The sequence below is a fragment of the Streptomyces sp. DSM 118878 genome (genome assembly GCF_052936595.1).
In genome coordinates, this window is sequence record NZ_CP193622.1 from 944443 (window position 1) to 970383 (window position 25941).

Genomic DNA, 25941 nt, shown 5'->3' on the forward strand with positions numbered 1-25941 from the left:
AACGTACGAGAAGCCAGAAGGGAATGAGCAACACGATGTCCACTGAGACAGATCGCTATCCCAACGGCTGGTTCCCCGTCGCGTGCAGCGACGAGGTGCCGACCGGCCGGGTCTTCACCGGGCGGCTCGCGGGTGAGGATGTCGTCGTCTACCGCACCGGAGGCGGCCTGCTGCGCGCCACCCGCCCGTACTGTCCACACCTGGGGGCCCACCTCGGGCACGGCGGGCTGGTCGCCGGGGAGGACATCGTCTGCCCCTTCCACCACTTCGCGTTCGGTCCTTCGGGCGACTGTGTGCGTACGCCGTACGGGAAGCCGCCGCCCCGGGCCTCGCTGGCCCTCATCCCCACCTTCGAGGCCAACGGCCTGATCTTCGCCTGGCGTCACGCCGGTGGTGCACCGCCGACCTGGGAGCCCGTGCGGCTCCCCACCGACGGATTCACCAAACCCACCGCGTTCCAGATCGCCTCGGCCGGCAATCCGGAGGACCTGGTCGAGAACCTCGTCGACACCGGGCACTTCGGGCCCGTGCACAACACGGCGGTCAATCTGGTCTCGACGGTCCCCGACGGCCCGTACATGAGGGTCTCGGTGGACCTCACGGGCGTCGGGGAACTGGGGTTCTTCAAGGAGAGGTACCTGCACCGGCTCCGGTTCCTCGAAGAGCTGCGCGGCAGCGCGGAGTTCACGTGCAGCGGCGTCGGGCTCGTCTCCTCGGTGGTGTCGGTTCCGGCGTTCGACCTGCAACTGGCGCAGGCCGCGGCGCTCACCCCGGAGGAACCAGGTCGGGTGCGGCTCAGGCTGACGACGTCCGCGAGGATCGGTTCGCGGGCGGGAGCCGCGCTCGCACCCGCCCTCTCCCACCTGGTCAGCCTCGTCACCAAGAGGCAGGTGAAGCAGGACTACCTGATCTGGGAGAACCGGCGGCCCACCGCCCTTCCGAAGATCGCCGCGGGTGATGGGCCCATCATGCTGATGCGGCGCTGGGCGCAGCAGTTCTGGAGGCTGGACGACGCCGGGCGGGGGCACGCCGATGCCCACCGGGGAGCGGCGCGGGACGTACGCGAGCGGAGGGCCGCGGGGGCTTCCTCGGGGGCTTCAGCGGGGGCCGCCGAACGCGCCTCTGCGCAGCCATTACCGGCGGCCCCGGAGCAGCCATTACCGGCGGCCCCGGAGCAACCATTACCGGCGGCCCCGGAGCAACCATTGCCGACGGCCCCGGAGCAGCCGGCGCCTCCCCGCCGCTGCCGGGACGTGTCCGCCGAGCCGGGGGACCGCTGAACCGTACGGTGATCCGCCGCGCGTCGGCTCGGGCGGCGGCGGATCAGGGCCGGGTGCTGGGGTGAGGTGCTCCGGCACCCGGCGCGGCATCGGACAGCAGGGCGCTGAGGAGTCGGCGCGCCTGTTCGCGCAGCGCCTCCTCGGTCTTGGCGGAGAGCAGCCATGGCACGAGTGACGGGGTGAGCACCGCGGGCGGGGCCTCCTTCCCGGCCGTGGGGGTGGTGGGCTGCGGTGGGGCCTGCTCCAGGATCACGTGCGCGTTGGTGCCGCTGATGCCGAAGGACGACACGCCCGCCCTACGGGGGCGGCCGTGGCACGGCCAGGGCCTCGGTTCGCCGAGCAGCCTGAGGGCCCCGGACGACCAGTCCACGTAGGGGGAGGGCTCGTCGATGTGCAGGGTCTGGGGCAGCACTCCGTGGCGGATGGCCTGCACCATCTTGATCACGCCTGCCACACCGGCGGCGGCCTGGGTGTGGCCGAGATTGGACTTCAGCGATCCGAGCCAGAGCGGCCGGTCGGCGGGGCGGCCCTGTCCGTAGGCAGCCAACAGGGCCTGGGCCTCGATCGGGTCGCCGAGCTTGGTGCCGGTCCCGTGCGCCTCCACGGCGTCCACCTCGGCCGGCTCCACTCCCGCGTTGGCCAGTGCCTCCCGGATGACGCGTTGTTGCGATGGCCCGTTGGGTGCCGAGAGGCCGTTGCTCGCGCCATCCTGGTTGACCGCTGATCCGCGGACGACCGCGAGCACGGGGTGTCCGTTGCGCCGGGCGTCCGACAGCCGTTCCAGCAGCAGGATGCCCGCGCCCTCGGCGAGACCGAAGCCGTCGGCCGAGGCGGCGAACGCCTTGCACCGGCCGTCGGGGGCCAGTGCCCGCTGCCGGGAGAACTCCACGAACATGCCCAGCGTGGACATGACCGTCGCGCCTCCGGCGAGCGCGAGCCCGCATTCGCCGTGCCGGAGGGCCTGAACGGCCAGGTGCAGGGCGACCAGTGAGGAGGAGCAGGCGGTGTCCACGGTGATCGCCGCACCCTCCAGGCCCAGGGTGTAGGCCAGCCGCCCGGAGGCGACGCTGCCGGTGTTGCCGGTCAGCAGGTGGCCGGCGGATTCGGCGCCCTCGTCCAGGCGGGGACCGTAGTCCATGGTCATCGCGCCGATGAACACTCCGGTCCGGCTGCCGCGCAGCGAAGGCACCTCGATGGCCGCCCGTTCGACGGCCTCCCACGCCGTTTCGAGGAGCAGCCGCTGCTGGGGGTCCATCGCCAGCGCCTCGCGCGGCGAGATGCCGAAGAACCTGGCGTCGAACTGATCGACATCGTGGAGGAAACCGGCTTCGCGCTGGTAGTAGCGGGCCGGGACGCTCGGCTCCGGGTCGTACGCGCCGGCGATGTCCCAGCCACGGTTGGCCGGGAACGCCGTGACGGCGTCGATGCCGTCGGACACCAGCCGCCACAGCTCGTCGGGGCTGGCGACGCCGCCGGGATAGCGGCATGCCATGCCTACGATCGCCACCGGTTCGGCGGGGTCCTGCGGGGTGCCGGCCTGGGCCGCCGCCGGGTAGGCGGGGGTCTGGGGGGCGCCGGTGAGCTCGGTGCGCAGGAACTCCGCGAGCGCGGCGGGCGTCGGGTGGTCGAAGACCACCGTGGCGGGGAACGGGGCGCTCGTCGCCGCGACGATCCGATGGCGCAGCTCCACCGCTGTCACGGAGTCGACGCCCAGTTCGAGGAAGGGGACTGACGCCCGGTCGGCGCTCACCGCGCCGGGGTTCCCCAGCACCGCCGCGACCTCGCGGCCCACCAGTGCCAGCAGCTCCGCGCGCTGCTCGCCGACCGGCAGTCCGGCCAGCCGGTCCCGCAGCGGGACTCCGGCGGTCACCGGGTCGTACGCGCTCAAGGCCGTGAGGTCCAGCGGCGGTTCCGTCCCGGGCCCGGGGTGTGCGGCGAACACCCGCTCCCAGTCGGGGGTGACACCGTGGGCGCACAGTTCCCCGAGCGAGGTGAGGAATCGGGCGTGGCCGCCTTGGTCCCGGCGCAGCGTTCCGCAGACGAGGGCGTCGCTGCGGGCCGCTTCGACGCCGGCCTGGAGGGCGGAGGTCAGGACGGTGTGCGGGCTGACCTCCAGCAGCACCCCGTACCCGGCGCGCAGCAGGGCCCGGGCGGCCTCCTCGAACCGCACGGTGCCGCGCAGGTTGCGGCACCAGTAGTCGGCGTCGAGCCGAGGGTCCGGGAGCAGGTCTCCGGCCAGTGCGGAGTAGTACGGGAGGGATGCGGGGCGCGGCCGGATGGGTGCCAGGTCCGTGCGCAAGCGCGGAAGGATCTCGTCGATGTGCGGGGAGTGCGCCGCGAGCCCCACGGTGATCGTGCGGGCGCGCACTCCGGTCGCGGTGAGGTCCGTCAGCAGCTCCGCCGCGGCGTCGGCGTCTCCGGAGACGATCAGCGACCGGGGGCCGTTGACCGCGGCGATGACCAGGCCGCCTTCCCAGCGCGCCAGCCGGGGCTCCACCTCGTCCACCGAGGCCAGCACGGAGACCATCTCGCCGCGCCCCGCGAGCGTCGCCTGCGCCTGGCTCCAGAGCGCCACCACGCGCGCGGAGTCCTCCAGCGACAGGGCGCCGGAGACGGCGGCGGCCGTGACCTCGCCCACGCTGTGGCCGAGGACCGCGTCAGGCCGCACACCGTGGCCCTCCCACAACGCGGCCAGGGACACCATCACGGCGAACAGGGCGGGCTGCACGACATCCGCGCGGTCCAGGCCGGGTGCGCCGGGGTCGCCGCGTACCGCGTCCATGAGCGACCAGTCGATGAACGGTTCCAGCGCCTGGGCGCAGTCGTCCATCCGGTCACGGAACTCCGGTGCGGCGTGGAGCAGTTCGCGGGCCATGCCGGGCCACTGGGCGCCCTGGCCGGGGAAGACGAAGGCGATCGGGCCCGCGGTGCCCCGGCCCTCGACCAGGCCGAGCGCCCCGCGCCCCTCGGCGAGAGCCGCCAGCCGCTCCAGGAAGCCGTCGCGGTCCTCCGCGACCAGCGCCGCGCGCGTCATCCCGTCCGAGGCCGATCCGTCGAGCGTGGCCCCGGCGAGCGTGCGGCCCACGTCCGCGGGCCGCCAGTCGGTCCGGGTCGCCAGGTACTGCCGCAGGGAGCCCGCTCTGGCCGCCAGGGCGTCCTTGCCGGCCGCCCGGAGCATCCACAGTACGGGAGCCACCGCGCCGGTTTCCTGCACCATCGCCTCTGAACTCCTTAGCTTTTGTCGCGAGTTGAGTCCGCGCCGCAGTCCGCGCCGCGGTCCACGCCGCAGGGGGATGACCTCTCAACGCTTCCTGGCGGTGAGCAGCACGTACGTCCCGGGGACATCACCCGCTCCCGGGAGGTCCTCCATCACCTGCTCGCCGTAGGTCTCGCTCAGCTGCCGGGCGAGCATCTCCCCGTTGCGGGCCGTGTTCGCGTTGATGTCGAGGCTCTCCTCGACATCGAATCCGGCCGCCTCCAGCAGCGACAGCAGTTCGTCGTGGCTGACCAGCGTGATCATCCACTGCTGTCGCACGTCCTCCAGCATGCCGGTGAGGTTCTCGGTGTTCTCCTCGGGCCGGAGGAAGTCCGTCAGGGCCAACCGGGCGCCGGGACGGAGCGTGCGGGCGATCTCCCGCAGTGCGGCGGCCCGGTCCATGTGCGGGAAGCTCTCCAGCGCCCAGGCGGCGTCGAACGATTCGTCGTCGAACGGCAGTCTGTCGGTGGCGTCCGCGAGGTGGAACTCCGCCCGGTCCTCGAGCCCTTCGGCGCGCGCCTGCTCCTCGCATGCAGCCACCTGGCAGGAACTGACCGTGACGCCCGTGACGTGGGCTCCCGTGGCCCGGGCGTAGCGCAGGGTCGGGCCCCCCAGGCCACATCCGATGTCGAGAAACCGGCCGGCGGGGGTGAGCCGCACGCGTTCGGTCATCATGTCGGTGAGCCGGTCCTGGGCTTCCTGGGCGGTGCTCTGGTCCTCGGGGCCCGACCAGTAGCCGAAGTGCATGTTCTGCCCGACGAAGAGCCGATCGGCGAAGGGGTGGATCTGGTCGTACAGCACACCGACTTCGTGGCCGGTGGGAAAGTCCGTGTCCGTCATCGAGCCCTCCTGTGTTCACACTGTTCTGGGGCGGGACAGCTCAGCTGCCCTTGGGGCCGGCCGTACCGGGGAAGCTCGCGGGCGGGCCGGGAGAACCGTCGCGGACTGCGCACCGTACGAAAGCGTGTTCCGGCACGATGCCCCGGCACGTCGTTCCGGCACGTCATTCCCGGCACGTCATTCCCGGCACGTCGTTCCGGCACGTCGTTCCGGCGGAAGCACCGTTTGGACGCGCTGGTGAACGCGCCGGTGAACGCGCCGGTGGACGCGTCGGTGAAGACGTCTGAGATCGGCAGAGGCCTTTCGGCCCGGACTTCACGGGAAGTCCACGAGAGGAATGTTTTCCTTTGCGAGCAGGCCCATCGGGCCTTATGGCCGGTATCACGAGATCCCACACGTTGTCAGGCCCCGTCATGCGCCGACGCCACGTGCTCACAGACCATACAGGGATTCACCTTATCCATCGCGGTCGAGGACCTCAACCCTTATCCGCCCTTTGTGGGTCCCCTACTTCCCCTTCCCCGAACCCGTGCGGAGCGCCCATTTATCGGCATCGGAACGGTGCACATCTGTTCACCCCTGCACACCCGCCTATCACCCACCACCTCATTCGGTCATCCGCTGCCTCAATCGATCATTTACGATTCACAATCGAATTCATTCTTCCCAGTGTTGCCACATGCGTACGAATGCCGGAATTTTTCTACCGGATAGAGGACTTGCGAAGGCGCTCTCACACGGCCAATCTGATAAGCGTCTCTGGGGTTCTGCGGCATCTTCATGCCTCGGCACCGAGGTGCGGCCGAAACGCGGAAAATGACCGGCACATGATGAGCGGTTTTTCGGGGATCGAGCGACCTCGCCCGGCGACAGTTTCGGCATAGTGCGGTGCGCGTCTCGCGTACGGCGAATACGCGGGGGCAGTACGGAAAGAATAGAAGCCCCGCGTGACGTCATCGCGAGACCAGGTCGACGTGCCGATTTCTTGCGCGCCGCGTGCCCTACCGGCATGGCGTCTGAAGCCTTCTGTTTCTCACATGGAGAGGGAATTCACATCGTGGTGACTTCAGCTGACGAGAAGGTCGCCGAAGCCCTCCGGGCATCCCTCAGAGAGATCGAAAGGCTTCGACGCACAAACCAGAACCTGATCGCCGCGTCCGCGGAGCCGATCGCCATCGTGGGCATGTCCTGCCGCTTCCCGGGCGAAGCGGCGTCCCCGGAGTCGTTCTGGGAGCTCCTGGCCGCGGGCCGGGACGCCATCTCGGGGTTCCCGGTCGACCGCGGCTGGGACCTCGCGGGACTGTACGACCCGGACCCGGACCACCCGGGCACGTCCTATGTCCGTGAGGGCGGTTTCCTCCACGACGCGACCGAGTTCGACGCCGCCTTCTTCGGCATCTCACCGCGCGAGGCACTGGCCACCGACCCGCAGCAGCGGCTGCTGCTGGAGACGGCCTGGGAGGCCATCGAACGAGCCGGTATCTCCCCGGTCACCCTCAAGGGCAGCCGGACGGGAACCTTCGTCGGCTACGCGGGCCACGACTACGCCGCACGGCTCCATGACGTACCGGACGGCCTTGAGGGCTACCTCGGAACCGGCAGCGCGAGCAGCGTCGCGTCGGGCCGGGTGGCGTACACCCTGGGTCTGGAGGGTCCGGCACTCACGGTCGACACGGCGTGCTCGTCGTCACTGGTGGCGCTGCACCTGGCCTGCCAGGCCCTGCGCAACGGGGAGTGCTCCATGGCCCTGGCGGGTGGGGCGACGGTGATGGCCGCGCCGTTCCGATTCGTCGAGTTCAGCCGGCAGCGGGGACTGGCCTCGGACGGGCGGTGCAAGGCGTTCGCGGCGGGCGCGGACGGTACGGGGTGGGCCGAGGGCGCGGGCATGCTGCTCCTTCAGCCGCTGTCCCAGGCCCAGCGCGACGGCCGCCCGGTACTGGCCCTGGTACGCGGTAGTGCCGTCAACCAGGATGGGGCCAGCAGTGGCCTGACCGCGCCGAACGGCCCCGCCCAGCAACGGGTGATCCGCCAGGCCCTGGCCAACGCCGGGCTCACGGCGGCCGACATCGACGCGGTGGAGGCCCATGGCACCGGCACGACTCTCGGCGACCCCATCGAGGCCCAGGCCCTGCTGGCCACGTACGGCAGGGACCGGTCCGCCGAACGACCCCTGTGGCTCGGGTCGGTGAAGTCGAACATCGGCCACACCCAGGCCGCCGCAGGGGTGGCGGGCATCATCAAGATGGTCATGGCCCTGCGCAACGAGACCCTGCCCAGGACCCTGCACGTGGACGCGCCCACCCCGCACGTCGACTGGTCCACCGGAGCCCTCGACCTGCTCGCCGAGGCGCGGCCGTGGCCCGCCGCGGACCGGCCGCGCCGCGCCGGCGTCTCCTCGTTCGGCGTCAGCGGCACCAACGCCCACATCATCATCGAACAGCCCCCGGCACCCGGCAGTCGGGCCGCGGGCCAGACACCGCCCGCCCGGGGCGGCGATGCGGAGCCCAAGCCGGTATTGGAGGCGGAGACCATCCCGTGGTTGGTCTCGGGACGTGACGAGGGCGCGCTCCGGGAACAGGCGGCGCGCCTGCGGAACCATGTGAACGACCGCCCGGAGCTGGCTCCGCGCGATGTCGGCTGGTCCCTCACCACCACTCGGACGCCGTTCGAACACCGTGCGGTGGTCCTCGGCCGCGACCGGGCGACACTGCTCGCCGGGCTTGAGCAGTTGGCCGCCCGCGTCCCTTCCGCACACGTGGTCACCGGCGTCGCCACCGGGCTGGCGGGCAAGTCGGTGTTCGTCTTTCCTGGTCAGGGTTCGCAGTGGGCGGGTATGGCGGCCGACCTGCTGGATGCCTCGCCGGTGTTCGCCGGGCAGATCGCCGCTTGTGAGGAGGCGTTGGCCCCGCATGTGGACTGGTCCCTGACCGGCGTGCTCCGCCAGGCTGCTGATGCTCCGGGGCTGGAGCGGGTGGATGTCGTACAACCCGTGCTGTTCGCCGTCATGGTGGCACTGGCCCGCATGTGGCAGGCCTGCGGCATCCACCCCGACGCCGTCATCGGCCACAGCCAGGGAGAAATCGCCGCCGCCCACATCGCCGGAGCCCTCACCCTCACCGACGCCGCCACCACCATCGCCCTGCGCAGCCAAGCCCTCGCCCAACTCGCCGGCCAAGGCGCCATGTGCTCGGTGACCCTCTCCGAAGAACAGACCCGCCACCACCTCACCACCTGGCCCGGACAACTGTCCATCGCCGCCGTCAACGGACCCCGCAACGTCATCGTCTCCGGCGACCCCCACACCATCGACCAACTCCTCACCCACTGCACCGAACACAAGATCCGCGCCCGCCGTATCCCCGTCGACTACGCCTCCCACAGCGCCCATGTCGAAGCAGTCGAAGGCGAGATCCGTGAGAGCCTGGCCCATCTCACTCCGGCCGCACCCAGTATTCCTCTCCTGTCCACCGTGACGGGCCAGTGGATCACCGAGCCCGTCATGGACGCCGGATACTGGTACGACAACCTCCGCCGGCCCGTCCACTTCCACCAGGCCCTGTGCACTCTCACCGCCGAAGGCCACCACACCTACATCGAAACCAGCCCCCACCCCGTCCTCACCCACACCATCCACGACACCCACGACACCGCCACCGGTGGCGGCACCGACGCCGTTGGCGATGGCGCGGGTGGCAGTGCGGGTGTGGATACGGGTGCGGGCGGCGGGTCCGGTGCTGTGGGGGCCGAGAGGGCGGAGAGTGCCGGGGGGACTGTCTCACCGGTGGTACTGGGCACGCTACGCCGCGATGAGGACGGCCCCCGCCGTTTCCTGGCCTCCCTCGCCGAGGCCCACACCCACGGCCTGCCCGTCACCTGGCAGGCCGTACTCACCGGCGCCACCTCCCGCCGGGTCGAGCTGCCGACCTACCCCTTCCAACGCCAGCGGTACTGGCTCGACGCCCCGGCCCCCACCGGCGACGTCACCGCCGCAGGACTGCACACCACCACCCACCCCCTCCTCGGCGCCACCGTCCAACTCGCCGACACCCACACCCACATCTACACCGCACGCCTCTCTCTCACCACCCACCCCTGGCTCGCCGACCACGCCGTCATGGACACCGTCCTCCTCCCCGGTACCGCCCTCGTCGAACTCGCCCTCCACGCCGCCACCCACACAGACCACCCCCACCTCGAAGAACTCACCCTCCACACCCCCCTCGTCCTCCCCCACCACACCGACACCCAACTCCAACTCACCATCAACCCACCCGATACCAACCAACGACGCACCCTCACCATCCACTCACGCACCACCCCACCCCACGATGAAGCGGATGGGGACACGGCGCAGGACACTGGTTGGCGTCAGCATGCCACCGGAATCCTGGCCGCGGACAACGCCGATGAGCCCGCATCCGACGCGGGTGGCGACGGGCCCTGGCTTCCCACTAGTGCCCAGCGGCTACCGACCGATGACTTCTACCAGCGCTTGGCCAGCCGCGACTTCGCCTACGGCCCCGCCTTCCAGGGCCTGACCGCTGCCTGGCGTGACGGTGACGAGATCTTCGCCGAGGTGGCGCTTCCCGAGAGCCACGCGCATGAGGCCGGCCGCTACACCCTGCACCCTGCCCTCTTCGACGCCGCCTTGCACGCCGTCAGTTTCACCGTCGTGGACGAAGGTGAGTCGCCGGAAGACGCGAGCCGCGGGCGGCTGCCGTTCTCCTGGGAACATGTCACCGTCCATGCCACGGGCGCCTCCGCCTTGCGGGTACGGGTGACTCCCCGCGGCCCGGATGCCGTGGCCGTGTCCATCACAGATCTCACCAACGCCCCCGTGGCCACCATCGGGCGCCTGGTCACTCGCCCGATCAACTATGCCCAGTTGGAGGCAGCTCGTCCGGTCGGCGGCGACCATCTGTACCACGTGGAATGGACCGAGGTCCTGGACCCACCGGCCGCCCGTGTCGCTGAGGGTGAGCGTTGGGCTGTGGTGGATGCCGATCCGTTGGGCGTCGCCGCCGCGCTGACCACCGCCGGTGTCCCTGTCGACACCCACGACGACCTGACAGCCCTGATCCACTCCCTGGACACCGGCACGACCCCACCCCGCACCGCCATCCTCAACGTCCACCACTGGCACACCGACAACGAACATCACCCCACCAGCACCAGCGATAGCAGTACCGGCAGTGGCGGTGCCTGCGTTGGCGGTGACAGTGCCGGCAGTGGTGTTCAGCCTCCGTCCAAGGCAATCGCGGCGGCCCAGGAAACCGCACGAGACGTACACACCGTCGCCCAACGGCTCCTGGCATGGGTCCAGGCATGGCTGGCCGAACCCCGCCTCTCCGACACCCCCCTGATCATCGTCACCCAGCACGCCCTCACCACCGCCCCCCACGACCCCGCACCCGACCTCGCCCACGCCCCCATCTGGGGCATGATCCGCACCGCCCAAGCCGAACACCCCCACCGCTTCCACCTCATCGACCTCGACACCACCACACCCCCCACCCAAGCCATCACCACCGCACTCACCACCGCACTCACCACCGGAGAACCCCAACTCGCCCTCCGCACCAACACCCTCCTCGCACCACGACTCCAACGCACCTCCCAAACCCCCACACTCACCCCACCCACCGACGGCACACACTGGCGACTGGACTGCCCCGACAAGGGATCCCTGGACAACCTCGCCCTCATCCCCTTCCCCGAAGCCACCCAACCCCTGACCTCCGGACAGGTCCGGATCGCAGTACGAGCCGCAGGACTCAACTTCCGCGACGTCCTCAACACCCTCAACATGATCCCCAACGCCGGACCCATCGGCGTCGAAGGCGCAGGCACCGTCGTAGAAACAGCACCCGACGTCACCGACCTCTCCCCCGGCGACCGCGTCATGGGCCTCATCCCCGGCGCCTTCGGACCCACCGCCATCACCCACCGCACATCACTCGCACCCATCCCCGACCACCTGACCTACCAGCAAGCAGCCGCCATCCCCGTCGTCTTCCTCACCGCCTACTACGCCCTAATCGACCTCGCCGACCTCCACCCCGGCCAGACCATCCTCATCCACGCCGGAACCGGCGGCGTCGGCATGGCAGCCATCCAACTCGCCCACCACCTCGGAGCCGAGGTCTACGCCACCGCCCACCCCACCAAATGGGACACCCTGCGCGCCATGGGCCTGGACGACGACCACATCGCCTCCTCCCGCACCCTCGACTTCCGCCACCACATCCTCACCACCACCCACCACCACGGCGTCGACACCGTCCTCAACGCCCTCACCCACGACTTCATCGACGCCTCACTCGACACCCTCCCCCACGGCGGCCACTTCCTCGAAATGGGCAAGACCGACCTCCGTGACCCCCACCAGATCGCCCAGACCCACCCCGGCGTCAACTACCACGCCTTCGAACTCGGCGATGTAGAACCGCAACGACTGAACAACATGCTCACCGAAGTACTCACACTGTTTGAGACCGGAGCGCTCCAGCCGCTCCCCCTGACCACGTGGGACGTGCGCCAAGGCATTCACGCCTTCCGGTATCTCAGCCAGGCCCGCCACACCGGCAAAATCGTCCTCACACTGCCCCCGCCCCCCGCACCCGACCCGCACGGCACAGTACTCATCACCGGCGGCACCGGAACCCTCGGCTCACTCCTCGCCCGCCACCTCGTCACCCAGCACGGCGCCCGCCACCTCCTCCTCCTCAGCCGCCAAGGCCCCAACGCCCCCGGCGCCACAGACCTCCACACCGACCTCACCCACCACGGCGCCCACGTCACCATCACCGCCTGCGACACCGCCGACCCCACCGCACTCACCCACGCACTCGACACCATCCCCGCCGAACACCCCCTCACCGCCGTCTACCACACCGCCGGCACCCTCGACGACGGCATCCTCACCAGCCTCACCCCCCAACGCCTCACCACCGTCCTGCGCACCAAAGTCGACACCGCCCTCAACCTCCACCACCTCACCCGCGACATCGACCTCACCCACTTCACCCTCTACTCCTCCTCCGCCGCCACCTTCGGCGCACCCGGCCAAGCCAACTACGCCACCGCCAACACCTTCCTCGACACCCTCGCCCACCACCGCCACACCACCCACCAACCCGCCCATTCCCTCGCCTGGGGACTCTGGGCCACCACCAGCCAACTCACCCAACACCTCGACACCACCAACCACCAACGCATCAACCGCTCCGGCATCCACCCCCTCACCGACCACCAAGGACTCCACCTCCTCGACACCGCCCACACCACACCACACCCCCACCTCATCCCCATCCACCTCAACCACACCACCCTCCACCACCAAGCCACCACCAACACCCTCCCCCCACTCCTCCAAAACCTCACCACCACCCACACCAAACACCCCAACAACCGCAACACGAGCACCGGCACCGGCACCGGCACCGGCACCGGCACCGGCAACAACACCACCATCCAGCACACCCTCAACGGCCTCACCACCACCCAACGCCTCACCACACTCCTCCACCACATCCGCACCCACGCCGCAGCCGTACTCGGCCACCCCCACCCCGAAGCCATCGACAAAGACCGCGCCTTCACCGAAACAGGCTTCGACTCCCTCACCGCCATCGAACTCCGCAACCGACTCACCACCACCACCGGACTCCAACTCCCCGCCACCCTCCTCTTCGACCACCCCACCCCCACCACCCTCACCCACCACCTCCACACCCAACTCCTGGGCGACAAGTGCGAGGTGGCGGCCCCGTCGACGCAGAGCCCCGCCGTGTCGGCACAGGAGCCGATCGCGGTGGTGGGAATGGCATGCCGTTTCCCAGAAGGGGCTACTTCTCCGGAGGCGTTGTGGGATCTGGTCGCGGCGGGCACCGACGCGATCGGCGAATACCCGACCGACCGAGGCTGGGACATCGGCAAGCTCTACGACCCCGACCCCGAGAAGCCCGGCACTTTCTACATTCGCGGGGGCGGATTCCTGCACGACGCGGCCGACTTCGACCCGACCTTCTTCGGGATCTCGCCGCGCGAGGCGCTGGCGATGGACCCCCAGCAACGACTGCTGCTGGAGACCGCCTGGGAGGCGATCGAGCGGGCGGAAATCGATCCGACCCAGCTCAAAGGCACCCACACGGGCGTGTTCGCCGGCGTGATCTACCACGACTACGCCGCACGAATGCAGACCATTCCCGAAGAGCTCGAAGGCTATGTGGGAAGCGGCACATCCGGCAGCATCGCCTCCGGCCGCGTTGCGTACACCCTCGGTATCGAAGGCCCGGCCGTCACCATCGACACCGCCTGCTCTTCCTCCCTCGTGGCCGTGCACCTGGCCTGTCAGGCCCTGAGGTCCGGAGAGTGCTCCATGGCCCTGGCCGGCGGCGTCACAGTGATGTCCACACCGCTCGGTCTGGTGGAGTTCAGTCGGCAACGGGCGCTGTCACCGGATGGGCGGTGCAGGGCGTTCGCGGCCGACGCGGACGGCACGGGATGGTCCGAGGGCGCCGGCATGCTCCTCCTCGAACCACTGTCACAAGCCCAGCGCAACGGCCACCCCATCCTCGCCCTCGTACGCGGCAGCGCCACCAATCAAGACGGCGCCAGCAACGGACTCACCGCACCCAACGGCCCCGCCCAACAACGCGTCATCCACCAAGCCCTCACCAACGCCCACCTCACCCCCACCGACATCGACGCCGTCGAAGCCCACGGCACCGGCACCACCCTCGGCGACCCCATCGAAGCCCAAGCACTCCTGGCCACCTACGGCCAACACCGCACCATAGACAACCCCCTATGGCTCGGATCACTCAAGTCCAACATCGGCCACACCCAAGCCGCAGCAGGCGTAGCCGGCGTCATCAAAATGATCATGGCACTGCGGCACGAAACCCTGCCCCAGACCCTGCACATCGACGAACCCACCCCACACGTCGACTGGACCAGCGGGGCAGTGTCACTGCTGACCGAACCCCAGCCCTGGCCGCGCACCGACCACCCCCGCCGCGCGGCCGTCTCCTCCTTCGGCGTCAGCGGCACCAACGCCCACCTCGTACTCGAAGAACCTCCCGCAGCGCCGCCTCAGCCCAGCGCCGAGGAGCCCGCCGGGCCCGGGATCGAGGGTGCCGACACAGCCAACGATCAGGGTTCGGAGCCCGTGGTGCTGAGGCCCGTGGTAGTGCCCTGGCTGCTCTCCGGAAAGGGCGAGAACGCGCTTCGCGAGCAAGCGACCCGCCTCCAGGCGCACTTGCGCGACCGTACCGAACTGGAACCACTCGACGTCGGCCGGTCCCTTGCCACCACCCGCACCCGCTTCAACCACCGCGGCATCGTACTGGGCCGAAACCGCGACGAACTCCTCGGCGGCCTCCATTCGCTGGCCTCCGGCGAACCAGCAGCGCAGGTCATCACCGGGGCCGTCGGCCCCCTCGGCAAAACCGTCTTCGTCTTCCCCGGCCAGGGTTCGCAGTGGGCGGGTATGGCGGCCGATCTGCTGGATGCCTCGCCGGTGTTCGCCGGGCAGATCGCCGCCTGCGAGGAGGCGTTGGCCCCGCATGTGGACTGGTCCCTGACCGGCGTACTCCGCCAGGCCCCTGATGCTCCGGGGCTGGAGCGGGTGGATGTCGTGCAACCGGTGCTGTTCGCGGTCATGGTGGCACTGGCCCGCATGTGGCAGGCCTGCGGTATCCACCCTGATGCCGTCATCGGCCACAGCCAGGGAGAAATCGCCGCCGCCCACATCGCCGGAGCCCTCACCCTCACCGACGCCGCCACCACCATCGCCCTGCGCAGCCAAGCCCTCGCCCAACTCGCCGGCCAAGGCGCCATGGCCTCGGTGACCCTCTCCGAAGAACAAACCCGCCACCACCTCACCACCTGGCCCGGACAACTCTCCATCGCCGCCGTCAACGGACCCCACAACGTCATCGTCTCCGGCGACCCCCACACCATCGACCAACTCCTCACCCACTGCACCCAGCACAAGATCCGCGCCCGCCGCATCCCCGTCGACTACGCCTCCCACAGCCCCCACGTCGAAGCAGTCGAAACCCAGATCCGCGAGAGCCTGGCCCACCTCACCCCCGCCGCACCCCGCATCCCTCTCCTGTCCACCGTCACCGGCCAGTGGATCACCGAGCCCGTCATGGACGCCGGATACTGGTACGACAACCTCCGCCAACCCGTCCACTTCCACCAGGCCCTGAACACCCTCACCACCCAAGGCCACCACACCTACATCGAAACCAGCCCCCACCCCGTCCTCACCCACACCATCCACGACACCCACGACACCCACGACACCGCCGACGACACAGCCGACTCGACGGCCCACGGGGCCGAACCAGCCGGTGCGAACGGGGGTGGGAGGGCCACTCAGCCCGTCGTGATGGGCACCCTGCGCCGGGACGAGGACGGCCCCCGCCGGTTCCTGGCCTCCCTCGCCGAGGCCCACACCCACGGCCTGCCCGTCACATGGCAGCCCGTACTCGCCGGCGCCGCCTCCCGCCGGGTCGACCTGCCGACCTACCCCTTCCAACGCCAGCGGTACTGGCTCGACACCCCGGCCCCCACCGGCGACGTCACCGCCGCAGGACTGCACACCACCACCCACCCCCTCCTCGGCGCCACCGTCCAACTCGCCGACACCCACACCCACATCTACACCGCACGCCTCTCCCTCACCACCCACCCCTGGCTCGCCGACCACGCCGTCATGGACACCGTCCTCCTCCCCGGCACCGCCCTCGTCGAACTCGCCCTCCACGCCGCCACCCACACAGACCACCCCCACCTCGAAGAACTCACCCTCCACACCCCCCTCACCCTCCCCCACCACACCGACACCCAACTCCAACTCACCATCAACCCACCCGACACCAACCAACGACGCACCCTCACCATCCACTCACGCACCACCCCACCCCACGACGAGGCTTCTGATGAGCACTCGTCCTGGACCTGCCAGGCCACCGGCATCCTCGCCAAAGAGGCCGCATCCACCGAGGCCCCAACGGACGCCCCCACCGGAGCGCCGCAGAACGCGACATGGCCGCCGCCCGGGGCGGAGCCGCTCACCATCACCGATCTCTACGACCAACTCGACCGTCACGGCTACCAGTACGGCCCCGCCTTCCAAGGCCTCCGCGCTGCCTGGCGACTTGGCGACGAGGTCTTCGCCGAGGTCGCGCTGCCCGCGGAACAGGCGCGGCACGCTGACCGCTTCGGTGTACACCCCGCCCTGTTCGACGCTGCCGTGCAGGCCACCGCTCTGACGACTCCGGCAGAGGCATCCGCGGACGGGCAGGACAGTCGGCTTCCGTTCTCCTGGCAGCACGTGACCCTGCATGCCACTGGTGCGAGCGCTCTGCGCGTACGGGTGACGCCCACCGCGCCGGACGCAGTGGCGCTCGCGATCACCGATGGCAGCGGCGCCCCCGTGATCACCGTCGGCAATCTGGTCAGCCGTCCAGTGACCTACGAACAGTTGCAGGCGGCCCGCCCGGTCGCTTCGGAAGACCATCTTTATGGGATCGAGTGGACGGCGCTCGCCACGGAATCACCGGCCGCCTGTGTCGCCGAGGGTGAGCGTTGGGCTGTGGTGGATGCCGATCCGTTGGGCGTCGCCGCCGCACTGACCACCGCCGGTGTCCCTGTCGACACCCACGACGACCTGACAGCCCTGATCCACTCCCTGGACACCGGCACGACCCCACCCCGCACCGCCATCCTCAACGTCCACCACTGGCACACCGACAACGAACACCACCCCAGCACCAGCGATAGCAGTACCGGTGCCGGCAGTGGCGATAGCAGTACTGGCAGCAGTGGTGTTCAGCCTCCATCCAAGGCGATCGCGGCGGCCCAGGAAACCGCACGAGACGTACACACCGTCGCCCAACGGCTTCTGGCATGGGTCCAGGCATGGCTGGCCGAACCCCGCCTCTCCGACACCCCCCTGATCATCGTCACCCAGCACGCCCTCACCACCGCCCCCCACGACCCCGCACCCGACCTCGCCCACGCCCCCATCTGGGGCATGATCCGCACCGCCCAAGCCGAACACCCCCACCGCTTCCACCTCATCGACCTCGACACCACCACACCCCCCACCCAAGCCATCACCACCGCACTCACCACCGGAGAACCCCAACTCGCCCTCCGCACCAACACCCTCCTCGCACCACGACTCCAACGCACATCCCAAACCCCCACACTCACCCCACCCACCGACCGCACACACTGGCGACTGGACTGCCCCGACAAGGGATCCCTGGACAACCTCACCCTCATCCCCTTCCCCGAAGCCACCCAACCCCTGACCTCCGGACAGGTCCGGATCGCAGTACGAGCCGCAGGACTCAACTTCCGCGACGTCCTCAACACCCTCAACATGATCCCCAACGCCGGACCCATCGGCGTCGAAGGCGCAGGCACCGTCGTAGAAACAGCACCCGACGTCACCGACCTCTCCCCCGGCGACCGCGTCATGGGCCTCATCCCCGGCGCCTTCGGACCCACCGCCATCACCCACCGCACATCACTCGCACCCATCCCCGACCACCTGACCTACCAGCAAGCAGCCGCCATCCCCGTCGTCTTCCTCACCGCCTACTACGCCCTAATCGACCTCGCCGACCTCCACCCCGGCCAGACCATCCTCATCCACGCCGGAACCGGCGGCGTCGGCATGGCAGCCATCCAACTCGCCCACCACCTCGGAGCCGAGGTCTACGCCACCGCCCACCCCACCAAATGGGACACCCTGCGCGCCATGGGCCTGGACGACGACCACATCGCCTCCTCCCGCACCCTCGACTTCCGCCACCACATCCTCACCACCACCCACCACCACGGCGTCGACACCGTCCTCAACGCCCTCACCCACGACTTCATCGACGCCTCACTCGACACCCTCCCCCACGGCGGCCACTTCCTCGAAATGGGCAAGACCGACCTCCGTGACCCCCACCAGATCGCCCAGACCCACCCCGGCGTCAACTACCACGCCTTCGAACTCGGCGATGTAGAACCGCAACGACTGAACAACATGCTCACCGAAGTACTCACACTGTTTGAGACCGGAGCGCTCCAGCCGCTCCCCCTGACCACGTGGGACGTGCGCCAAGGCATTCACGCCTTCCGGTATCTCAGCCAGGCCCGCCACACCGGCAAAATCGTCCTCACACTGCCCCCGCCCCCCGCACCCGACCCGCACGGCACAGTACTCATCACCGGCGGCACCGGAACCCTCGGCTCACTCCTCGCCCGCCACCTCGTCACCCAGCACGGCGCCCGCCACCTCCTCCTCCTCAGCCGCCAAGGCCCCAACGCCCCCGGCGCCACAGACCTCCACACCGACCTCACCCACCACGGCGCCCACGTCACCATCACCGCCTGCGACACCGCCGACCCCACCGCACTCACCCACGCACTCGACACCATCCCCGCCGAACACCCCCTCACCGCCGTCTACCACACCGCCGGCACCCTCGACGACGGCATCCTCACCAGCCTCACCCCCCAACGCCTCACCACCGTCCTGCGCACCAAAGTCGACACCGCCCTCAACCTCCACCACCTCACCCGCGACATCGACCTCACCCACTTCACCCTCTACTCCTCCTCCGCCGCCACCTTCGGCGCACCCGGCCAAGCCAACTACGCCACCGCCAACACCTTCCTCGACACCCTCGCCCACCACCGCCACACCACCCACCAACCCGCCCACTCCCTCGCCTGGGGACTCTGGGCCACCACCAGCCAACTCACCCAACACCTCGACACCACCAACCACCAACGCATCAACCGCTCCGGCATCCACCCCCTCACCGACCACCAAGGACTCCACCTCCTCGACACCGCCCACACCACACCACACCCCCACCTCATCCCCATCCACCTCAACCACACCACCCTCCACCACCAAGCCACCACCAACACCCTCCCCCCACTCCTCCAAAACCTCACCACCACCCACACCAAACACCCCAACAACCGCAACACCAGCACCGGCACCGGCACCGGCACCGGCACCACCATCCAGCACACCCTCAACGGCCTCACCACCACCCAACGCCTCACCACACTCCTCCACCACATCCGCACCCACGCCGCAGCCGTACTCGGCCACCCCCACCCCGAAGCCATCGACAAAGACCGCGCCTTCACCGAAACAGGCTTCGACTCCCTCACCGCCATCGAACTCCGCAACCGACTCACCACCACCACCGGACTCCAACTCCCCGCCACCCTCCTCTTCGACCACCCCACCCCCACCACCCTCACCCACCACCTCCACACCCAACTCTTCCCGGAGGCCGAGAGCCCTGCCGTACGGCTGCTCGATCAGCTCGACGCGCTGGAAGAAGCCGCGACGTCACTCAACGCGGAAGAGGACCGGACGACGGTGAGTACGCGACTGCAAGGAATTCTCACGAAATTGATCGGCCAACAGGAAAAAGCTCACGTCAGTGCCGTATCCGAAAGGATCCACGCGGCGTCTGCAACCGAGGTTCTGGAATTCATCGACAAACAGCTCGGTCGCACCACCAGCTGATCCCGAAGAGCTACTGACACGCGGAGTGGGGTTGATTGCAGATGGCGGATGAAGAACGGCTCGTGGAGTATCTCAAGTGGGTGACGGCCGACCTCCACGAGACGCGGCAGCGCCTTGTGCAGGCCGAGTCGAGGCACCAGGAGCCGATCGCTGTCGTGGGGACGGCCTGCCGCTTCCCCGGGGGAGCGGCGTCTCCGGAGGCGTTGTGGGACCTGGTCGCGACGGGCACCGACGCCATCGCGAGGTTCCCGACAGACCGCGGCTGGGATCTGGCGGAGCTGTACGACCCGGACCCCGACCACCCGGGCACGCTGTACGTCCGCGAGGGCGGGTTCCTGCATGAAGCGGCCGACTTCGACGCGGGCTTCTTCGGGATCTCGCCGCGCGAGGCGCTGGCGATGGACCCGCAGCAACGACTGCTGCTGGAGACCGCCTGGGAGGCGATCGAGCGGGCGGAAATCGATCCGACCCAGCTCAAAGGCACCACCACGGGTGTGTTCGCCGGCGTGATCTACCACGACTACGCCGCACGGGCGGAGATCGTTCCGGAAGACCTCAAGGGCTATGTGGGCAATGGAACCGCCGGAAGTGTCGCTTCCGGTCGGCTGTCCTACGCTCTGGGGCTGGAAGGCCCGGCCGTCACCATCGACACCGCCTGCTCTTCCTCCCTCGTGGCCGTGCACCTGGCCTGCCAGGCATTGCGCACCGGTGAGTGCTCCATGGCTCTGGCCGGTGGCGTCACAGTGATGTCCACACCGTTCGGTCTGGTGGAGTTCAGTCGGCATCGGGGGCTGTCACCGGATGGGCGGTGCCGGGCGTTCGCGGCCGGCGCGGACGGCACGGGGTGGGCCGAGGGTGCCGGCATGCTCCTCCTCGAACCACTGTCACAAGCCCAGCGCAACGGCCACCCCATCCTCGCCCTCGTACGCGGCAGCGCCACCAATCAAGACGGCGCCAGCAACGGACTCACCGCACCCAACGGCCCCGCCCAACAACGCGTCATCCACCAAGCCCTCACCAACGCCCACCTCACCCCCACCGACATCGACGCCGTCGAAGCCCACGGCACCGGCACCACCCTCGGCGACCCCATCGAAGCCCAAGCACTCCTGGCCACCTACGGCCAACACCGCACCACAGACAACCCCCTATGGCTCGGATCACTCAAGTCCAACATCGGCCACACCCAAGCCGCAGCAGGCGTAGCCGGCGTCATCAAAATGATCATGGCACTGCGGCACGAAACCCTGCCCCAGACCCTGCACATCGACGAACCCACCCCACACGTCGACTGGACCAGCGGGGCAGTGTCCCTCCTCACCGAGCCCCAACCCTGGCCCCGCACCGACCACCCCCGCCGCGCAGCCGTCTCCTCCTTCGGCATCAGCGGCACCAACGCCCACCTCATCCTCGAAGAACCTCCCGTAGCACCTCAGCCCAGCACCGAGGCGCCCGCCGAGCCAGGCACCGAGCCGGAGACCGAAGAGCCCCACGCGGCCAACGACCAGGATTCGGAGCCCGTGGTACTGAGGCCCGTGGTGGTGCCCTGGCTACTTTCCGGAAAGGGCGAGAACGCACTGCGCGAGCAGGCAACCCGCCTCCAGACACACCTGCGCGACCGTACCGAACTGGAACCACTCGACGTCGGCCGGTCCCTTGCCACCACCCGCACCCGCTTCAACCACCGCGGCATCGTACTGGGCCGAAACCGCGACGAACTCCTCGGCGGCCTCCATTCGCTGGCCTCCGGCGAACCAGCAGCAAAGGTCATCACCGGCGTCACCCACGACACCGGCAAAACCGTCTTCGTCTTCCCCGGCCAGGGCTCGCAATGGGCGGGCATGGCAGCCGATCTCCTGGACACCTCACCCGTCTTCGCCCAGCAGATCGCCGCCTGCGAACAAGCCCTCACACCCCACGTCGACTGGTCCCTGACCGACGTGCTCCGCCAAACCGCCGACGCCCCGGGGCTGGAGCGGGTGGATGTCGTGCAACCGGTGCTGTTCGCGGTCATGGTGGCACTGGCCCGCATGTGGCAGGCCTGCGGCATCCACCCCGATGCCGTCATCGGCCACAGCCAGGGAGAAATCGCCGCCGCCCACATCGCCGGAGCCCTCACCCTCACCGACGCCGCCACCACCATCGCCCTGCGCAGCCAAGCCCTCGCCCAACTCGCCGGCCAAGGCGCCATGGCCTCGGTGACCCTCTCCGAAGAACAGACCCGCCACCACCTCACCGCCTGGCCCGGACAGCTCTCCATCGCCGCCGTCAACGGACCCCACAACGTCATCGTCTCCGGCGACCCCCACACCATCGACCAACTCCTCACCCACTGCACCGAACACAAGATCCGCGCCCGCCGCATCCCCGTCGACTACGCCTCCCACAGCCCCCACGTCGAAGCAGTCGAAACCGACCTCCGTGCCGTCTCGGTCACTCCGGCCGCACCCGCCGTCGGGCTGCTCTCCACCGTCACCGGCCAGTGGGTCACCGAACCCGTCATGGACGCCGGATACTGGTACGACAACCTCCGCCAACCCGTCCGCTTCGACGACGCTCTGCGCGCCCTCGACGCGTCAGGTCACCGGACCTACGTCGAGGTCAGCCCGCACCCCGTTCTCACACACGCGATCCACGACGTCCTCACGGCCGCGGCTCACTCCGGGGCCGATTCCCGTCCGGATACCGATGCCGTTCAGCCCATCGTCGTCGGCACCCTGCGGCGCGGTGAGGAGGGGCCGGGCCGATTCCTGGCCTCGATCGCCGAGGCGTACGCGCACGGGCTGCCCGTGGCGTGGAGCCGCCTGTTCGACGGGGCCGGGGGGCGGCGGGTGGAGCTGCCCACGTATCCGTTCCAGCGCGAGCGGTACTGGTTGGCGGGGCAAGCCACGGCCACGGCCACGACCGCGGCGGCGGGTACGGGGCCGGTGGTGGCCGAGAGCGGGGCGAAGGCCCAGTTCTGGGAGGCGGTCGAACGGCAGGACCTGGCCGCTGTCGCGGAGGCGCTGTCCCTGGAGGACGCCGAGCGGCGGGCCGGCCTGGACGCCGTACTTCCCGTACTGTCCGCGTGGCACCGGCAGCAGCGGGAGCGGTCCGCCGTCGACGCCTGGCGTTACGCCGTCACCTGGAAGCTCCTGCCGACGCCCATCGCGCCCACCGCGCCCACCACCGACGCGCTGGAGGCTCCCGCGGCCGACGGCGGCTGGTTGGTGGTCGTTCCCACGGGCCAAGCCGACGGCCCGGCGGTGACCGCATGCCTTCAGGCGCTGGACGGTCTCGGCGTGGCCACGCGCGTGGCTCGGGTCGACGCGGATGCCGTCGACCGGGAGGCACTGTCCGAGCAACTGCGGGCCATGGCCGCCGAACAGGACATCACCGGTGTGCTCTCCCTGCTCGCGGTGGCCGAGGGACCGTCGTCCGCCGAGCCGACCGTGCCCGCAGGCACGGCCGCGACCCTCACCCTGGTCCAAGCCCTGGGCGACGCCCATGTCGCCGGCCGGTTGTGGTGCGTGACCACCGGCGCCGTGTCCACCGACCCGGCCGACGCCCTGACCCAGCCCGGTCACGCCATGGTCTGGGGCCTCGGCCGGGTCGTGGCGCTGGAGCACTCCGACCGCTGGGGCGGCCTCATCGACCTCCCCGCCTCCACCTCCCTTCCTCTCCCCCACCTCACCGCCGCGCTGCGCCACGCCACCACCGGCGTCAGCGCCACCCACCCGTGGAGCGACGAGGACCAACTGGCCGTACGAGCCGAGGGCGTCCTCGCCGCCCGGCTGACCCGCGCCCCGCTGCCCGACCGGCCGGCGCGCGGGTCCTGGCACCGGGAGGGCACGGTGCTCATCACCGGTGGCACCGGCGCCCTCGGCTCGCACGTCGCCCGTGCGCTCGCCGCCGACGGCGCCTGTCACCTGCTGCTGGCCGGCCGCCGCGGCCCTGATGCTCCGGGCGCCGGTGAGCTCCGCGCCGAACTCACCGCCCTCGGCGCCCGGGTCACCATCGCCGCCTGCGACACCACCGACCGCGAGGCCCTCGCCGGGCTGCTGGCGGACATTCCCGCCGAGCACCCCCTCACGGCCGTCATCCACGCGGCGGGCGTGGGGAGTTACGCGTCGGTGGCCGCGGCCACGGTCGACGGTCTCGCGGATGCCGTCCGGCCGAAGGCCGGGGCGGCGTGGCACCTGCACGAGTTGACACGGGACACGCCGTTGTCGGCCTTCGTCCTGTTCTCCTCCGGAGCGGGCGTGTGGGGCGGGGGCGATCAGTGCGGATACGCTGCCGCGAACGCCTTCCTGGACGCGCTGGCACATCTTCGGCGCGGCATCGGGCTCACCGCTACGTCCATCGCCTGGGGAGCCTGGGCGGGCGACGGTATGGCGGCGGAGGCGGTGTCCGCTGAGCGGCTGTCCCGCCGGGGGGTGCGGGCGATGGACCCGCAACTGGCCGTCGCCGCCCTGCGGCAGGCGCTCGACCACGACGAGACGTTCGTGACGGTCACCGACATGGACTGGGGGCGCTTCTCCGAGGCGTTCACCTCCGTCCGCCCCAGCCGGCTGATCGCCGACATCCCGGAAGTCGTCGACGCGGCGCGGGCCGGGAGCGCCCGCGCGGGCACCGAGCACGATGACGCACCGGCCCGGCTCCGGCACCAGTTGGCCGCGCTGGCCGACGCCGAGCAGAGCGCGGCCCTGCTCGACCTGGTCCGCACCCACGCCGCGGCCGCCCTCGGCCACTCGTCCCATGAGGCGATCACTGCGGGGCAGGAATTCCTGGAGGCGGGCTTCGACTCGCTGACGGCGCTGGACCTGTGCAAGCGGCTGGCGAAAGACACCGGTCTGCGGCTGCCGGCGACGCTGCTGTTCGACCACGCCACCCCCTCGGCGATGGCCCGCCACCTGCGGGCCACGCTGAACATCCCCGGCCCGCGGGCCGAGCCGGGCGGCGCGGACCCGGTGGGCGGCGGCGCGCGACCGGCGGCCGCGGCGATGAACGGCACAGCGGCGCCGGGCGTTGCGCAGTCTCCAGAGGCCGCGGAGGCGGCGGATGCCGCAGAGGCTACGGAGGCCACGGAGGCCGCCGGGATCGGGCCGCACTCGCTGGCCGCGCTGTTCCGGCGCGCGCACGACATCGACGAGGTGCCACGGGCCATGCAGCTCATGCGGGCGGCGTCCTACTTCCGTCCCGGGTTCGCCTCGGTGGCGGAGATGGGACCGGCGCCGCGCCCGATGCGCCTGGCGCGCGGGGCGGTGCGGCCGAGCCTGTTCTGCCTGCCCACCGTGGCCGCCGTGGCCAGCCCCAACCAGTACGCGCGCTTCGCGTCGTACTTCCGTGGCGTACGGGACATGTGGTTCCTTCCCCTGCCCGGGTTCACCGCGGGTGAGAACACCCCGGCGTCCATGACCGCGCTGCTGGACTTCGAGGCCCAGCTCACCCTGGAGTGCGCCGGGGACGCACCGTTCGTGCTCGTCGGGCACTCCGGCGGCGGGCTGGTCGCGCACGCGCTCGCCGGTCACCTCGAAGCCAGGGGGACGCCACCGGCCGCCGTGGTGCTCATCGACACCTACACGTACGGCAGCGCGGCCATCGTGCCCGTCGCCCGGGAGCTCGCCAACGGCATGTTCGAGACGGAGCGGGTCTACGGGCTCCGCATGGACGATGTGCGGCTCACCGCGATGGGCTGCTACCTGCGGCTCTTCTCCAACTACGCGCCGAAGGAGATCTCCGCGCCCACGCTGTGCCTCCGCGGTGTCGACCGGGTCGCCGACGCGATGTCGGACACCTCGTCCGGGGAAGAGTGGCGGCCTTCCTGGGAACTGCCGCACATCGCCCAGGATGTCGCCGGCGATCACTTCACCATCATGCAGGAACACGCCGCCGCAACCGCCGAGTCGGTGGACTGCTGGCTCGACGCCACGTTCTGAGCGCGGCGGTCGGCTGACTCCGCGTTCCGCGCCGACTCCCATTCCGCACACATCGACACCCGTGCCGCACCGGCA

The 25941-nt window shown here is 70.0% G+C and carries 3 protein-coding genes and 2 pseudogenes; 3 read left to right on the plus strand and 2 right to left on the minus strand.

What is annotated here, in order from left to right:
* Positions 1-35 precede the first annotated feature (35 nt).
* On the plus strand, positions 36-1280 hold the full coding sequence (locus tag ACRAKF_RS03955) for a Rieske 2Fe-2S domain-containing protein (protein WP_447035396.1): 1245 nt from the start codon (positions 36-38) through the stop codon (positions 1278-1280).
* Between the two features lie 97 nt (positions 1281-1377).
* Here ACRAKF_RS03955 and ACRAKF_RS03960 read toward each other — a convergent pair.
* A pseudogene (locus ACRAKF_RS03960) lies at positions 1378-4497 on the minus strand (beta-ketoacyl synthase N-terminal-like domain-containing protein); the annotation flags it as partial.
* Positions 4498-4581: 84 nt separating this feature from the next.
* The gene (locus ACRAKF_RS03965) at positions 4582-5376 is read right to left on the minus strand and encodes a methyltransferase domain-containing protein (protein ID WP_447035397.1); all 795 of its coding nucleotides are present in this window, start codon (positions 5374-5376) and stop codon (positions 4582-4584) included.
* Between the two features lie 1060 nt (positions 5377-6436).
* On the opposite strand from ACRAKF_RS03965, the gene ACRAKF_RS03970 reads away from it, so the two are divergent.
* The gene (locus tag ACRAKF_RS03970; protein WP_447041797.1) at positions 6437-19948 is read left to right on the plus strand and encodes a beta-ketoacyl synthase N-terminal-like domain-containing protein; all 13512 of its coding nucleotides are present in this window, start codon (positions 6437-6439) and stop codon (positions 19946-19948) included.
* 41 nt (positions 19949-19989) lie between these two features.
* Positions 19990-25830: pseudogene (locus tag ACRAKF_RS03975) on the plus strand (type I polyketide synthase); the annotation flags it as partial.
* Positions 25831-25941: the final 111 nt, after the last annotated feature.

Coding starts and splice junctions, on each gene's coding strand:
- ACRAKF_RS03955 (WP_447035396.1), top strand. CDS start 36: ATGTCCACTGAGACAGATCGCTATCCCAACGGCTGGTTCCCCGTCGCG.
- ACRAKF_RS03965 (WP_447035397.1), bottom strand. CDS start 5,376: ATGACGGACACGGACTTTCCCACCGGCCACGAAGTCGGTGTGCTGTAC.